Here is a 14,313-nt window from a genome sequence, read left to right on the forward strand (position 1 = left end):
GGCCGGAGCGGGCCGGTCAGACGGGGTCGTGGACGCGCTCGGCCTGCTGCGTGCCGCTGCGGGTGCGGTAGGAGCGGGCCCACGTGGACGTGGCGTCCGCGCGTGTGCGGCTGGAGAGCACGTAGTAGTCCATCTGCGCCCGCTCGGCGGTGATGTCCAGGACCCCGTAGCCGTGACGGTCGGTGTCGACCCAGTGGACATGGCGGTTGGCGGCCCGGATCAGCGGGGAGGCGAGCGCGGTGACGGTGCCCTCGGGGACCTTGACGATGTCGTCGAGGTTGTCGGAGGTGACCGAGGTGACGACGAACTCGGTGGCGGCCGAGGGCGACAGCGGATAGGTGCCGGCGTTCACCGGCACGTCGTTGGCCCACGCCATGTGGATGTCGCCGGTGAGGAAGACCGTGTTGCGGATCGCGTTCGCCCGCAGATGGGCGAGGAGTTCACGGCGGTCGTCGGTGTAGCCGTCCCACTGGTCGGTGTTGAGGGCGAGGCCCTCCTGCGGCAGGCCCAGCAGCTTCGCGAGCGGCTTGAGCAGGCTCGCGGGGAGGGAACCCACCGAGAACGGCGAGATCATCACCGAGGTGCCGACCAGCCGCCAGGTGGTGTCGGATGCCGTCAGGCCCGCCTTCAGCCAGTCGAGCTGCGCGCGTCCGGTGAGGGTGCGGTCCGGGTCGTCGACGTCACCGTCGCCGGTGGAGACCTGCTGGGAGCGGAAGGAGCGCAGATCCAGCAGGGACAGATCGGCGAGCCTGCCGAAGCGCAGTCGCCGGTAGGTGGTGCCGGCCAGCGCGGGACGCACCGGCATCCACTCGAAGTAGGCCTGTTTGGCGGCTGCCTGGCGCACGGCCCAGCTGCCCTCCGCGCCCTCGGTGTGGTTCCCGGCGCCGCCCGACCAGGTGTCGTTGGCGATCTCGTGGTCGTCCCAGATGGCGACGACCGGAGCCGTGGCGTGCAGCGTCTGGAGGTCGGGGTCGGTCTTGTACAGGCCGTGCCGCACGCGGTAGTCGGCGAGGGTGACGATCTCGTGGGCGGGCGCCTGCGCCCGTACGACGGTGCCGCGGGTGCCGTACTCGCCGGTGGCGTACTCGTAGAGGTAGTCGCCCAGGTGCAGCCAGGCGTCCAGGTCGCCCCGGTCCGCGAGATGGCGGTACGCCGAGAAGTGCCCTGCCTCCCAGTTGGAGCAGGAGACCACACCGAAGCGCAGTCCGGTCACGGCCGCGTCGGCGGCCGGGGCGGTACGGGTGCGGGCGGCGGGGGAGTCGGCGCCCCCGGCGGAGAAGCGGAACCAGTAGTCGGCGGCCGGCCGCAGGCCGCGGATGTCCGCCTTGACGGTGTGGTCCGAGGCGGCGGTGGCGAGGGTCGAACCCTGCGCGACGATGTCGGTGAACGCCTTGTCGCGGGCGACGGTCCAGCTCACCTCGGTGTCCGGGCCGAGCCCCGAGCCGGGTATTGCCTCCGGCACGGGCGTCACCCGGGTCCACAGCAGGACACCGTCCGGCAGCGGATCGCCGGAGGCGACACCGTGCAGGAAGGCGGGGGCCCGCTGGGCCGCCCGGGCGGGCAGGGCGGCGGCGAGCGGTCCGGCCAGCGCCGCGGTGGCGGCGGCTGCCTTGACGACCGTACGGCGGCGCGGGGAGAGGGAGGGGGCGTCCGCGGTGGCGGAGACAGGGCTCTCGGATGATCTGCTTCGACTGGTCACAGCCGCCCAGGCTACTGACAGGTACACGCAAGAACGGGCGAACTCGAAAAGTTCGCCCGTTCTTCATCCGGCGGGTGGCGGATCAGGATTCCGCCGGATCAGGCCTTGCCTTCCTTCGTGGTCGAGCAGTGCCGCAGGGCACCCTGGGCGCCGTCCTGGACGCAGACCTGCAGCAGCACACGGTTCCCTTCCGGGATGGCGAAGTCCTTGGTGGCACAGCCGTTCCCGGAACCGTTGGTGTCCGAGACCCTGACCTGCTTGCTCCCCGTCGAAGCCGTGTAGGTGAATATCGCGGTTGCCCGCATGCCGTCGCCGCGATTGTCGCAGACCGTCACCTTCTCGCCGTCGGCCTGGAAGCCGGCTGTGCCGGATTGCCAGGGATCCGACGTGTGGACGGAGATGTTGGTGCCCGCGTGCGCAGGCCCCGTCGCGAGGGTGACGGCGGCGCCCGCTGCGACGAGTGCGCACAGCGCAGTCCTGAAGTGTGACACTTTTCCCCTTTGTGAATTGGTCAGATTCGGGGATGATCTTAAGGACGTGAACGGCCGTTCGCAAAGACGGATGCCTCAAGGCTGAGGCATCCGCCATCTGATTGCGCGTCAGGCGCCTGGGGTGACTCAGCCCTTGAGGGCCTTGTCGATGGCCGCCTTGAAGTCGTCGGCGGTCATCGGGGTGTTCTCGCCGTCCGCGCCCGTGACCTTCTTGCCGTCCATCTTCAGCGTCGGCGTGCCCTTGACGTCACTGTCGTCGAACGTCTTGGACATCTCCAGGGCCCACCTGTCGAAGGTGCCGTCCTTGACGTCAGCCTGGAACTCCTTGTTGTCCTTCAGGGCGTCGACCGTGTTCGCGGCCTTGATCAGGTACGCGTCGTCCTTGAACTTGTCCGCGCTCTCCTCGGGGTGGTATTCGGCCGAGTAGAGCGCGGACTTGTAGGCGACGAACGCCTCGGGGCTGACGTCCAGCGCGGCGCCCAAGGCGCTCAGCGCGTTCTTGGAGCCCTCTCCGAGCAGACTGTCGTCCAGGAACGTGGCGCCGATAAAACGGATCTTGTACTTGCCGTCCTCGACGTCCTTCTCGATCGTCTCGCCCACACCCTGCTCGAACGTGGCGCAGACGGGGCAGCGCGGGTCCTCGTACAGCTCCAGGGTCTTCTTCGCCTCGGGCTTGCCGATGACGACCGTGGTGCCGTTCTCGCCGCTGCTGTTGGCGGGCTTGACGAGCTTCGCGTCCGCCGCCGCCTCCCACGCGCTCGGCTTGTTCGCCTGGACGATGAGGTAGCCGACGCCGGCGGCTATCGCGAGGACACCGACGAGGGAGGTGGCGACGACGATCTGCCGCTTGGCCTTCGCCCGCTTGGCCTCGCGCTCGCGCTCCGCGCGCAGGCGCTCTCGGGCCGCCGTCTTCGCCGCCTGGCTGTTCCGCTTGCTCATGGTGATGTCTCCACGGGGGACGCACACGCTCGTGTGCGGGATACGTATGGGGGGACTGCTGGTGCTCGGGGTGGTCGCCGGGGCGGGGATCGCCTCAGGCGAGAGCCGCGGAGCACGGCGGCCCGCGCCGTCCCAGGGAGTGCGCGAGGAGCAGGGTCCTGACGACGGCGACGCGGCGGACCGGGCGGGCCGGAGGGAGCACCGCCGGGACCCGGCGCACCGTCATGGCGGCGACCGCCAGCAGCAGCGGCCGGACCGCCGTCGAGGCCGTCGCCGCCACGGCGCTCAGCAGCTGGGCCAGCGCCCGCTCGCCGCGGCGCAGCCAGGCGGCGGCGAACAGACCCACCCCGATGTGCGCGCCGAGCAGCATCCAGGCCGTGGCCGGGTCCGCCTGGGCGAGCAGCACCCCCAGCCGGTCGCCGTCGGCGGCGGGCCCGGAGACCCGGGCGAGCGGGGCGCCCACACTGGTGCCGTCGCCGCACAGCACATCGAATCCGACGGAGCGCAGCGGGCCCGCCACGGGACCGCCCATCCGGCCGTAGCAGACGTGCTGGCCGGTGGTGAAGACCGTGTCGGCGGCCAGCTCCAGCGGGATCAGCAGGGCGGCGATCCGCCCGAAGGAACGCTCCCGCCCCGCCAGGGCGTACGCCAGGAGGAACACGGCGGCGGCGATCGCGGCCACCGTGTTCAACGGCAGCGGAGCCCCGGACAGCAGCACGTGCGACGCGGTGCTGAGGGTCACGACGACTGCCGTGAACAGCACCGCGCGGACGGCTCTGAGCTGGGTTCCGAATATGTCCATGGCGGGACCGAGTCTGTCACGTGCTCCGGTAAGGGATCCCTAAAGGGTTCCTGTGGACGGGGTGGACGGGCGGATCGTTAGAGTCCCGGAATCCGGCCGTTGCGGAACAGGTCCAGGAAGATCTGGTGGTCGCCGCGCGCGCGGGCGCCGTAGTCGTGGGCGAAGTCCACCAGGAGGGGGACCAGGGAATCCTCGTCGGCGGCGATCGCGGCGTCGATGGCGCGCTCCGTGGAGAACGGCACCAGGGACTCGCCGGAGGTGTCGTCCGCCGCCGCGTGCATGGTCGCCGTGGCCCGGCCGAGGTCGGCGGCGACCAGGGCGATCTCCTCCGGGTCGTCGATGTCGCTCCAGTCCAGGTCCACGGCGTACGGCGAGACCTCGGCGACCAGCTGCCCGGAGCCGTCCAGCTCGGTCCAGCCCAGCCACGGGTCGGCGTGCGCCTGGAGGGCGCGCTGGGAGATCACCGTACGGTGGCCCTCGTGCCGGAAGTAGTCCCGGACGGCCGGATCGGTGATGTGCCGGGACACCGCCGGGGTCTGGGCCTGCTTGATGTAGATCACCACATCGTTCTCCAGGGCGTCGCTGTGGCCCTCCAGCAGGATGTTGTACGACGGCAGCCCGGCCGAGCCGATGCCGACGCCGCGGCGGCCCACGACGTCCTTCACGCGGTAGGAGTCCGGGCGGGCCAGCGACGCGTCCGGCAGCGTCTCCAGGTAGCCGTCGAAGGCCGCGAGCACCTTGTAGCGGGTGGCGGCGTCCAGCTCGACCGCGCCGCCGCCCGGGGCGAAGCGGCGCTCGAAGTCGCGGATCTCCGTCATCGAGTCCAGCAGTGAGAAGCGGGTCAGCGAGCGGGCGTCGCGCAGCGCGTCCAGCAGCGGCCCCTGGGCGGTGTCCAGGGTGAAGGGCGGCACCTCGTCGCTCTTCGCGCCGGTGGCCAGCGCGTGGATCCGCTCCCGGTAGGCGGTCGCGTAGATGGTGACCAGCTCGCTGATCTGCCCGTCGCTGAGCGCCTTCGCGTAGCCGATCAGCGCCATGGAGGCGGCGAAGCGCTTGAGGTCCCAGGTGAAGGGGCCGACGTAGGCCTCGTCGAAGTCGTTGACGTTGAAGACCAGACGGCCGTTGGAGTCCATGTAGGTGCCGAAGTTCTCCGCGTGGAGATCGCCGTGGATCCACACGCGCGAGGTGCGCTCGTCCAGGTACGGTCCGCTGGGTATCCTCCCACCGCCCCGCCCGGCGTTCTCGCTGTCCAGATCGTGGTAGAAGAGGCTCGCCGTCCCGCGGTAGAAGGCGAACGCCGAGGCGGCCATCTTCCGGAACTTCACCCGGAACGCGGCCGGGTCGGCGGCCAGGAGTTCGCCGAAGGCGGTGTCGAGGACGGCGAGGATCTCCTCACCGCGGTGCTCGTCGTTGAGCTGCGGGACCGACATCGCTGTGTGCCTCCAGGTGCGGGATGTTTCGGGACGGCTGGTCCGTCCCCTGCCTAACGTGTGACACGTCACGCGAGTGCCCGTGCCACCGCCCGAAGGTACGCGGGGACACGCTCCCGGTGTCAGTCCCGGGGCATAGACTTCGACGCTGTCCCCCGGACCGTCCACCCACCCGTCGCCGACCGTTCTCCCGCCCTCCCGACCCCCACCGCCCCTCATCGAGGCGCTCCGCGCCACAGCGTCCACTCCTGGAGGCCGCACCGTGTCAAAGCCGCCGTTCACGCACCTGCACGTCCACACCCAGTACTCGCTGCTGGACGGTGCCGCGCGGCTGAAGGACATGTTCAACGCCTGCAACGAGATGGGCATGACGCACATCGCCATGTCCGACCACGGCAACCTGCACGGCGCGTACGACTTCTTCCACTCCGCGGAGAAGGCCGGAGTCACGCCGATCATCGGGATCGAGGCGTATGTCGCCCCCGAGTCCCGGCGCAACAAGCGCAAGATCCAGTGGGGTCAGCCGCACCAGAAGCGCGACGACGTCTCCGGTTCCGGTGGTTACACCCACAAGACGATGTGGGCCGTGAACAGCACCGGTCTGCACAACCTCTTCCGGCTGTCCTCCGACGCGTATGCCGAGGGCTGGCTGCAGAAGTGGCCCCGGATGGACAAGGAGACCATCGCCCAGTGGTCCGAGGGGATCGTCGCCTCCACCGGCTGCCCCTCCGGCGAAGTCCAGACCCGGCTGCGCCTCGGCCACTTCGACGAGGCCCTCAAGGCCGCCGCCGACTACCAGGACATCTTCGGCAAGGACCGTTACTTCCTGGAGCTGATGGACCACGGCATCGACATCGAGCACCGGGTCCGGGACGGCCTCCTCGACATCGGCAAGAAGCTCGGCATCCCCCCGCTGGTCACCAACGACTCGCACTACACCTACGCGCACGAGGCGGCCGCCCACGACGCGCTGCTGTGCATCCAGACCGGCAAGAACCTCTCCGACCCGGACCGCTTCCGGTTCGACGGCACCGGCTACTACCTCAAGTCCACCGACGAGATGTACGCCATCGACTCCTCGGACGCCTGGCAGCAGGGCTGCGCCAACACCCGGCTGATCGCCGAGATGGTCGACACCACGGGCATGTTCGTCAAGCGCGACCTGATGCCGAAGTTCGACATCCCGGAGGGGTTCACCGAGGTCACCTGGTTCCAGGAGGAGGTCCGCCGCGGCATGGCGCGGCGCTTCCCCGGCGGCGTCCCCGAGGACCGCCAGAAGCAGGCCGAGTACGAGATGGACGTCATCATCCAGATGGGGTTCCCGGGCTACTTCCTCGTGGTCGCCGACTTCATCATGTGGGCCAAGAACCAGGGCATCGCGGTCGGCCCCGGCCGGGGCTCCGCGGCCGGCTCGATCGTGGCGTACGCGATGGGCATCACGGACCTCGACCCGATCCCGCACGGCCTGATCTTCGAGCGGTTCCTCAACCCCGAGCGCGTCTCCATGCCCGACGTCGACATCGACTTCGACGAGCGCAGGCGCGTCGAGGTGATCCGGTACGTGACGGAGAAGTACGGCGCCGACAAGGTCGCCATGATCGGCACCTACGGCAAGATCAAGGCGAAGAACGCCATCAAGGACTCCGCGCGCGTGCTGGGCTACCCGTACGCCATGGGCGACCGGCTCACCAAGGCCATGCCCGCCGACGTCCTCGGCAAGGGCATCGACCTGAACGGCATCACCGACCCCTCGCACCCGCGGTACAACGAGGCCGGCGAGATCCGGTCGATGTACGAGAACGAGCCGGACGTGAAGAAGGTCATCGACACCGCCAAGGGCGTCGAGGGCCTGGTACGGCAGATGGGTGTGCACGCGGCCGGCGTGATCATGTCCAGCGAACCCATCGTCGACCACGCCCCGATCTGGGTGCGGCACACCGACGGCGTGACCATCACGCAGTGGGACTACCCCCAGTGCGAGTCGCTCGGCCTGCTGAAGATGGACTTCCTGGGCCTGCGTAACCTCACGATCATGGACGACGCCATCAAGATGGTGAAGGCCAACAAGGGCATCGAACTGGAGATGCTCGCCCTCCCGCTGGACGACCCCAAGACCTTCGAACTGCTCTGCCGCGGTGACACCCTCGGCGTCTTCCAGTTCGACGGCGGCCCGATGCGCTCGCTGCTCCGCCAGATGCAGCCCGACAACTTCGAGGACATCTCCGCCGTCTCGGCCCTCTACCGGCCGGGCCCGATGGGCATGAACTCGCACATCAACTACGCGGAGCGCAAGAACGGCCGCCAGGAGATCACCCCGATCCACAAGGAACTGGAGGAGCCGCTCCAGGAGGTGCTGTCGGTCACCTACGGCCTGATCGTCTACCAGGAGCAGGTGCAGAAGGCCGCCCAGATCATCGCGGGCTACTCGCTCGGCGAGGCCGACATCCTCCGCCGCGTGATGGGCAAGAAGAAGCCCGACGAACTGGCGAAGAACTTCGTCCTCTTCCAGGCGGGCGCCCGGAAGAACGGCTACAGCGACGAGGCGATCCAGGCCCTGTGGGACGTGCTGGTCCCCTTCGCCGGCTACGCGTTCAACAAGGCCCACTCCGCCGCGTACGGTCTGGTGTCGTACTGGACCGGGTACCTCAAGGCGAACTACCCGGCCGAGTACATGGCCGCGCTGCTCACCTCCGTCAAGGACGACAAGGACAAGTCGGCCGTCTACCTCAACGAGTGCCGCCGCATGGGCATCAAGGTGCTCCCGCCGAACGTCAACGAGTCCGAGTCGAACTTCGCCGCGCAGGGCGACGACGTGATCCTCTTCGGCCTGTCGGCGGTGCGCAACGTCGGCACCAACGTCGTCGAGTCGATCATCAGGAGCCGCAAGGCCAAGGGGAAGTACGCCTCCTTCCCGGACTACCTCGACAAGGTCGAGGCGGTCGTCTGCAACAAGCGCACCACCGAGTCGCTGATCAAGGCGGGCGCCTTCGACTCCATGGGCCATACCCGCAAGGGCCTCACCGCGCAGTACGAGCCGATGATCGACAATGTGGTCGCGGTCAAGCGCAAGGAGGCCGAGGGGCAGTTCGACCTCTTCGGCGGCATGGGCGAGGAGGAGACCGACGAGCCCGGCTTCGGTCTCGACGTCACCTTCACCGACGACGAGTGGGACAAGACGTATCTGCTCGCGCAGGAGCGGGAGATGCTCGGTCTCTACGTCTCCGACCACCCGTTGTTCGGCCTGGAGCACGTGCTGTCCGACAAGGCCGACGCGGGTATCTCCCAGCTCACCGGCGGTGACTTCGGCGACGGCGCGGTGGTCACCATCGGCGGGATCATCTCGGGCCTCCAGCGCAAGATGACCAAGCAGGGCAACGCCTGGGCGATCGCGACCGTGGAGGACCTGGCGGGCTCCCTGGAGTGCATGTTCTTCCCCGCGACGTACCAGCTCGTCTCGACCCAGCTGGTCGAGGACGCCGTGGTGTTCGTCAAGGGGCGGCTCGACAAGCGCGAGGACGTGCCGCGGCTGGTCGCGATGGAGCTGATGATCCCCGACCTGTCCAACGCGGGCGCCAACGCGCCCGTGGTGCTCACCATCCCGGCGACGCGCGTGACCCCGCCGATGGTCAGCCGGCTCGGTGAGATCCTCACCCACCACAAGGGCGACAGCGAGGTACGGATCAGGCTCCAGGGGCCGACGAAGACGACGGTGCTGCGTCTGGACCGGCACCGGGTCAAGCCCGACCCCGCCCTGTTCGGCGACCTCAAGGTCCTCCTCGGACCGTCCTGCCTGGCGGGTTAGGGGGGGCGTGCGGCCTGATCCGCCGGACATTTCCTGACCGGGCCGCGCGGCCCGCCGACGCGCGTGAGGGGCGCACCCTGTGGTGGGTGCGCCCCTCGCCATGTGCCGGGGCCGGACAACGGCCCGTTGTACGGACGTCAGTTGTGGCCGAAACGCTTCTGCCGGCCCTTGCCCTGGCCGGCCTCGCCGGGCATGACGTGGGTGGTGCGCTGCTCGTCCGGGGTCTCCATCGTGGACGGCTGCGTCGCCCGCTGGGCGCGCTCAGCCGGGGACTGCTTACGGTCACGGTTCTTGTTCTTGGCCATGGGATGCCTCCTTGTAGGGGACTAGGGGCCAGGGCCGGAACCAGATTCACACAGCAGGATGACCCACGCATGTCGGACAATTACCGTGTGTGAGCGGGCTGGTCGGGGGAGGAAGTGTGGAAACGCCACGCCGAAGATCGAGTTCGGGCCGTTAACCCCGGCGAGGTCGGGCAGACTCGAAGCAAGCCCGAAGCAAACCTCCCGGAAAGAGGGTGGATCGCGTGGACCGCTGCATCGTCCTGGTGGACGCCGGGTATCTGCTGGGGGCCGCCGCCAGTCTCCTCGCCGGGGAGCCTTCACGGTCCCGCATCACCGTGGACCACGCGGCCCTCATCCAGGGCCTGCGTGACCGCGCCGAGAACGACACGCGGCAACCGCTGCTGCGCATCTACTGGTTCGACGGCGCACCCGACCGCGTCCCGCAGCCCGAGCACCGCAGGCTGCGCGTGATGCCCCGGGTCACCGTCCGGCTGGGCGCGCTGACCCGCAGCGACGGCCGCTGGGCCCAGAAGGGCGTCGACGCGGCGATGCACGCCGAGCTGACCGAACTGGCCCGCAACCGCGCCTGTTCCGACATCGTCCTGGTCACCGGGGACGGCGATCTGCTGCCCGGCATGATGGCGGCGAAGGAACACGGCGTCGCCGTCCACCTGTGGGCCGTGCAGGCCGCCGACGGCGACTACAACCAGTCCGAGGACCTGGTCGCCGAGGCCGACGAACGCCGGGTGCTGGACCGGGCCTGGATCACCCAGGCCGTACGGGCCAAGGAGCACCCCGGGGTGTGCGCGCCGCCGCCCGTGCCGCGGCCCGAGATCGCCGCGATCCTCTCCGCCCCCCTGCCCGACTCCGCGCTCGCCGCGGCGGCCGAACGCGCCGCGCAGGAGCCGCGGCACCCGGCCGCCGAGCACAACGGAACCGCCGACCGGACCTCGGCGGTCAAGGGCGTACCCACCCCGAAGGACCTGGCCGCGCTGCGCAGCCCCGGCCCGCACCAGCCCCAGCAGCCCGCCTCCGCGACGCTGCGGTGGTCCTCCGACAAGGGCTGGGTCGACCGGCCCGTCGCCGAGCCGCCCGACGCCGCGTCCATGCCGACCCTCGCCCAGCTGACCACGGCGGAGCAGCGCTGGGCGGACCGCGAGGAGGACATCACCACCGTCGGCGGAGACCCCTTCGAAGTGGGGCAGGTCTTCGCCCGGCGCTGGGTGGAGCGGCTCGGCGACCCGGGTCACATCCAGAAGCTGTCCGGCATGTACCCCCGCATCCCGCACCGCGTCGACGGCGAGCTGCTCCGCTACGCGGCCCGCTTCGGCCTCCTCGCCCACAAGGACGACCAGATCGACGAACGCGACCGCTACGCCATCCGGGCGGGGTTCTGGCGCGAGCTTGACCTGCGCACGGGCACGGAACGGGCCCCCGCCGGGGAGTGAGCGGCGCCGGTCCTGGACGGTTACTCGCCGAGTTCCGTGAAGAGGGTCAGCTGGAGCGCGCCCGGCGCCTCCAGCCGCGAGTTCAGCGAGTTCCAGGGGGTGCGGGTGGGTTCGGCGACCACCTCGGCGCCGGCGGCGGCCAGCTTCGACGTGGTCGCGACGGAGTCGTCGACCTGGAAGGCGACCCGGACATGACCGGCCACCCGCCGCCCGACCTCGACCTCGTCGATGAACGCGGCGTGGTGCGGATCGGTCAGCTCCAGAGTGGCCCGGCCGGCGTCGAGCAGGACGACCCGGCCGTCGGGTGACGTGAACGCCGCGCGTTCGGTCAGGCCGAGGACGTCGCGGTAGAAGCGCAGTGCGGCGTCGTAGTCGTCGGCGGTGACCACCAGGCGCAGTTCTCGGACGGCGGGTTCGTCGGTCATACCGGCTCCTGAAAGATCGTGTGCTGCGGACGACCGGGGAACACGGTGCGCGAGGGGATGATTCCCCGGCGTTCACCGGCCTGCCCGGCGTGTCCGGTGTGTCCCGTCGCGCGGGCGTGGCGCGAGAGTGACCCGAGGGCGGGGCGGGGTCGCCGACCCCGTAGGCTCGTCCCTTGTGAGTACGCGCGCGGCACAGGGATTCCGGCACGGTGATGTCGTGTGCGCGGTGCGCGGGCTGACCAAGACCTATCCGGCGGTGCGCGGCCGGCGCGGGGTTCCCGCGGCCCCCGAGGTCCGGGCCACCGACGATGTGACGCTCGACATACGGCGCGGCGAGATCTTCGGCCTGCTCGGGCCGAACGGCGCGGGCAAGTCCACCCTCGTACGCCAGCTGACCGGACTGATGCGGCCCGACCGGGGCAGCGTCGGGATCCTCGGCCACGACATCGTGCGCCACCCGGAGCGGGCCTCCCGCATCCTCGCCTACCTCGGGCAGGAGTCCACCGCCCTCGACGATCTCACCGTGTCCCTCGCCGCCGAGACCACCGGCCGGCTGCGCGGGCTCGACGCACGCCGCGCGCGGTCCGAGCGGGACGACGTCCTGGACGAACTGGGGCTCGCCCCGCTCGCCGGACGCCCGCTGCGCAAGCTCTCCGGCGGCCAGCGCCGGCTCGCCTGCTTCGCCGCCGCGCTGGTGGGCGAGCGGCCCCTGCTCGTGCTCGACGAGCCCACCACCGGCATGGACCCGGTGGCCCGGCGCGCGGTGTGGTCCGCCGTCGACCGGCGCCGCGCCGAGCACGGCGCGACCGTCCTGCTGGTCACCCACAACGTCATCGAGGCCGAGACGGTCCTCGACCGGGTCGCGGTCCTCGACCGGGGCCGGGTCATCGCCTGCGACACCCCGTCCGGGCTCAAGGAGCAGGTCGCCGGCGAGGTCCGGGTCGATCTGGTGTGGCGCGAGGCCGCCCCCCTGCATGTGCCCGAGGTCGCCGCGCTGCGCGACCGCGTCGTCGAGTCCGGCCGCCGCTGGACCCTGCGACTGGTGCCCGAGGAGGCCCGTACGGTCGTCGCCACCGTCACCGGCGGAGCCGCCTTCGCAGCCCTGGACGACTTCACGCTGGCGACCCCCAGCCTCGAGGACGTCTACCTGGCACTGGGCGGTGCCGCACGGCAAGGGCTGGTGAAGGCGTGAGCGCACGGACCGCGCCATCCGTACGGAACGGGGCGGCCGCCCCCGCGCATCCGGGTGAACCCCCGAGCGAAGGAGCGCAGCACGACGTGAGTGCCGTACCCGCCGAAGTCCTGCCGGGCGGAGCCCGGGCCCCGCAGGGGGCCGCGCCACAAGCGGCCGAACTCGGCCCCCGGGCGCGGCTGTGGCCTTCGCTGGCGGCCGTGTACCGGGCGCAGCTGTCCCGGGCCCGGGTCGCCCGGATCCCGCTGCTGTTCGTGGCGACCTTCCAGTCGGTCGGCATCATGATCCTGATGCGTGGGGTCGTGGACGGTGGCAGCGAGGCGCGGGCCGTGGTCGCCGGCTCGGCGGTGCTGGTCGTCGCGTTCGTCGCGCTGAACCTCCTCGCCCAGTACTTCGGCCAGCTGCGGGCCGGCGGCGGGCTGGATCACTACGCGACCCTGCCGGTGCCGCCGGCGGCTGTGGTGCTGGGCGCGGCGGGCGCGTACGCGTCGTTCACCGTGCCGGGGACGTTCGTGACCGCCGTCTTCGGCTGCGCGCTGTTCGGGCTGCCGCTGGTGAACCTGTGGATCCTGATCGCGGTGATCCCGCTGGCGGGCGCCGCGCTCGCCGGACTCGGAGCGGCCCTCGGTCTGCTCGCGCCCCGGCCGGAGCTGGCCACGCTCCTCGGCCAGCTCGGCATGTCCGCGGCGCTGCTGCTGGGGGTGCTGCCGCCGGAGCGGATGCCAGAGGTGGTGCGCCTCGCACGGGATCTGCTGCCGTCGACGTACGGCGTCGAGGCCTTCGCGCGGACCTTCGGACCGCACCCCGACTGGGCCCGTGTGCTCGCTGACCTCGCCGTGTGCGGGGGTGTCGGTGTGATCTCGCTGGGCGTGGCGACCTGGGCGTACCGCAGGGCGGCCGTCCGGTGACGCGCGCCACCGCCGGGACTGGCACGATGGCAGGGTGAGCGCTCCTCTGACACCACCGCCGCCCCCGCATGAGCATTCCGCGCAGGACACGCGACGGCGGCCGCCGTCGTCGTCCGACGGGTCGGCGGTTACCGCGGCCCGGCATGCCGGGAAGTCCGGGAAGTCCGGGAAGTCCGGCCAGTCCGGCCAGTCCGGCCAGTCCGGCCAATCCGGGAAGTCCAGGCACGCCGAGGATCCCCGGCACGGCTGGTACGAGGAGGACGGCCCCGGGATGAGGACGGAACTGCGGGAGGGCGCGGTGACCGCGGTCGCCGTGGCGCTCGGCGGGGTGCTGCTCGGGGTGCTGTGGTGGTGGCTGGCGCCGCGTGTGCCGCTGGTGGGTGATGTGGCCGGCGACAACTGGGTCGTCTATCTCAAGGACTCCGAGGGCGAGCAGGGGATCGGGGTGGACGGCACGTTCACGCTCCTCGCGCTGGGGTTCGGGGCGGTGAGCGCGCTGGCCGTGTTCCTGGCGCGGCGGCGCGGTGGAGTGCCGCTGGTGGTGGGGCTGGCGGTGGGCGGGCTGCTGGGGTCGGTACTGGCCTGGCGGCTGGGGGTGTGGCTCGGGCCTGCGCAGGACGTGATCGCGCAGGCGAGGAGCGTCGGCGAAGGTGTCACCTTCGACGCGCCGTTGAAGCTGAGCGCCAAGGGGGCGTTGCTGGCGTGGCCGTTCGGGGCGCTGGTGCTGCATCTGGGGCTGATGAGCCTGTTCGGTCCCCGGGACCCGGATCCGTTGCTGCCGCCGGAGCCGTACGGGCCGCGGGCGGGGGAGTAGGTTTCCGGGCTGCCCTGTGCGTGCGGGGGCGGTGACGGGCCCACCCGTGACTGCCCGCGGGCTTGTCGCCGGGCGGGGGCAG

General features: G+C 70.9%; 12 protein-coding genes. 5 read left to right on the forward strand and 7 right to left on the reverse strand.

Annotated features, from left to right (window positions below):
* Nucleotides 1-16: 16 nt before the first annotated feature.
* From ACIF9R_RS04485 to ACIF9R_RS04505, 5 genes are all read right to left on the reverse strand, one after another.
* On the reverse strand, nt 17-1,699 hold the full coding sequence (locus tag ACIF9R_RS04485) for an alkaline phosphatase D family protein (protein ID WP_399974204.1): 1,683 nt from the start codon (nt 1,697-1,699) through the stop codon (nt 17-19).
* Between the two features lie 98 nt (nt 1,700-1,797).
* Nucleotides 1,798-2,190, reverse strand: a complete 393-nt coding sequence (locus ACIF9R_RS04490) for a hypothetical protein (protein ID WP_399974207.1) — start codon at nt 2,188-2,190, stop codon at nt 1,798-1,800.
* Nucleotides 2,191-2,316: 126 nt separating this feature from the next.
* Nucleotides 2,317-3,129, reverse strand: coding sequence for a DsbA family protein (locus ACIF9R_RS04495; protein WP_399974210.1), 813 nt, complete (start codon nt 3,127-3,129; stop codon nt 2,317-2,319).
* 94 nt (nt 3,130-3,223) lie between these two features.
* Entirely contained in the window at nt 3,224-3,931 is a 708-nt protein-coding gene (locus tag ACIF9R_RS04500; RefSeq protein ID WP_399974212.1) for a hypothetical protein, read from the reverse strand.
* Between the two features lie 77 nt (nt 3,932-4,008).
* Complete coding sequence (locus ACIF9R_RS04505) at nt 4,009-5,358, reverse strand: DUF2252 domain-containing protein (protein ID WP_399974215.1); 1,350 nt, start codon at nt 5,356-5,358, stop codon at nt 4,009-4,011.
* 262 nt (nt 5,359-5,620) lie between these two features.
* Here ACIF9R_RS04505 and dnaE point away from each other — a divergent pair, with 262 nt between their 5' ends.
* Entirely contained in the window at nt 5,621-9,160 is a 3,540-nt protein-coding gene (gene dnaE / locus ACIF9R_RS04510; RefSeq protein ID WP_399974218.1) for a DNA polymerase III subunit alpha, read from the forward strand.
* A 137-nt stretch (nt 9,161-9,297) separates the two neighbouring features.
* Here the strand turns inward: dnaE and ACIF9R_RS04515 are convergent, their stop codons facing one another.
* Nucleotides 9,298-9,465, reverse strand: coding sequence for a hypothetical protein (locus tag ACIF9R_RS04515; protein ID WP_399974221.1), 168 nt, complete (start codon nt 9,463-9,465; stop codon nt 9,298-9,300).
* Nucleotides 9,466-9,686: 221 nt separating this feature from the next.
* On the opposite strand from ACIF9R_RS04515, the gene ACIF9R_RS04520 reads away from it, so the two are divergent.
* Nucleotides 9,687-10,892 carry an NYN domain-containing protein gene (locus ACIF9R_RS04520; protein WP_399974223.1) on the forward strand — a complete coding sequence of 402 codons (1,206 nt, stop codon included), beginning with the start codon at nt 9,687-9,689 and terminating at the stop codon, nt 10,890-10,892.
* Between the two features lie 20 nt (nt 10,893-10,912).
* Here ACIF9R_RS04520 and ACIF9R_RS04525 read toward each other — a convergent pair whose 3' ends face one another.
* On the reverse strand, nt 10,913-11,317 hold the full coding sequence (locus ACIF9R_RS04525) for a VOC family protein (protein ID WP_399974226.1): 405 nt from the start codon (nt 11,315-11,317) through the stop codon (nt 10,913-10,915).
* A gap of 217 nt (nt 11,318-11,534) precedes the next feature.
* On the opposite strand from ACIF9R_RS04525, the gene ACIF9R_RS04530 reads away from it, so the two are divergent.
* From ACIF9R_RS04530 to ACIF9R_RS04540, 3 genes are all read left to right on the forward strand, one after another.
* Nucleotides 11,535-12,509 (forward strand): ABC transporter ATP-binding protein, encoded by a 975-nt coding sequence (locus ACIF9R_RS04530; protein ID WP_399974933.1) that lies wholly within the window; start codon nt 11,535-11,537, stop codon nt 12,507-12,509.
* Nucleotides 12,510-12,595: 86 nt separating this feature from the next.
* Nucleotides 12,596-13,417 (forward strand): ABC transporter permease, encoded by an 822-nt coding sequence (locus tag ACIF9R_RS04535; protein WP_399974229.1) that lies wholly within the window; start codon nt 12,596-12,598, stop codon nt 13,415-13,417.
* 34 nt (nt 13,418-13,451) lie between these two features.
* The gene (locus tag ACIF9R_RS04540; RefSeq protein ID WP_399974232.1) at nt 13,452-14,231 is read left to right on the forward strand and encodes an AAA family ATPase; all 780 of its coding nucleotides are present in this window, start codon (nt 13,452-13,454) and stop codon (nt 14,229-14,231) included.
* Nucleotides 14,232-14,313 lie beyond the last annotated feature (82 nt).

The sequence above is a fragment of the Streptomyces sp. NPDC086080 genome, assembly GCF_044540255.1.
Lineage (GTDB): Bacteria > Actinomycetota > Actinomycetes > Streptomycetales > Streptomycetaceae > Streptomyces.

Excerpts from the sequence above, each read along its gene's own strand:
- ACIF9R_RS04495 (WP_399974210.1), bottom strand. The coding sequence starts at position 3,129 with ATGAGCAAGCGGAACAGCCAGGCGGCGAAGACGGCGGCCCGAGAGCGC.
- ACIF9R_RS04500 (WP_399974212.1), bottom strand. The coding sequence starts at position 3,931 with ATGGACATATTCGGAACCCAGCTCAGAGCCGTCCGCGCGGTGCTGTTC.
- ACIF9R_RS04505 (WP_399974215.1), bottom strand. The coding sequence starts at position 5,358 with ATGTCGGTCCCGCAGCTCAACGACGAGCACCGCGGTGAGGAGATCCTC.
- ACIF9R_RS04515 (WP_399974221.1), bottom strand. The coding sequence starts at position 9,465 with ATGGCCAAGAACAAGAACCGTGACCGTAAGCAGTCCCCGGCTGAGCGC.
- ACIF9R_RS04525 (WP_399974226.1), bottom strand. The coding sequence starts at position 11,317 with ATGACCGACGAACCCGCCGTCCGAGAACTGCGCCTGGTGGTCACCGCC.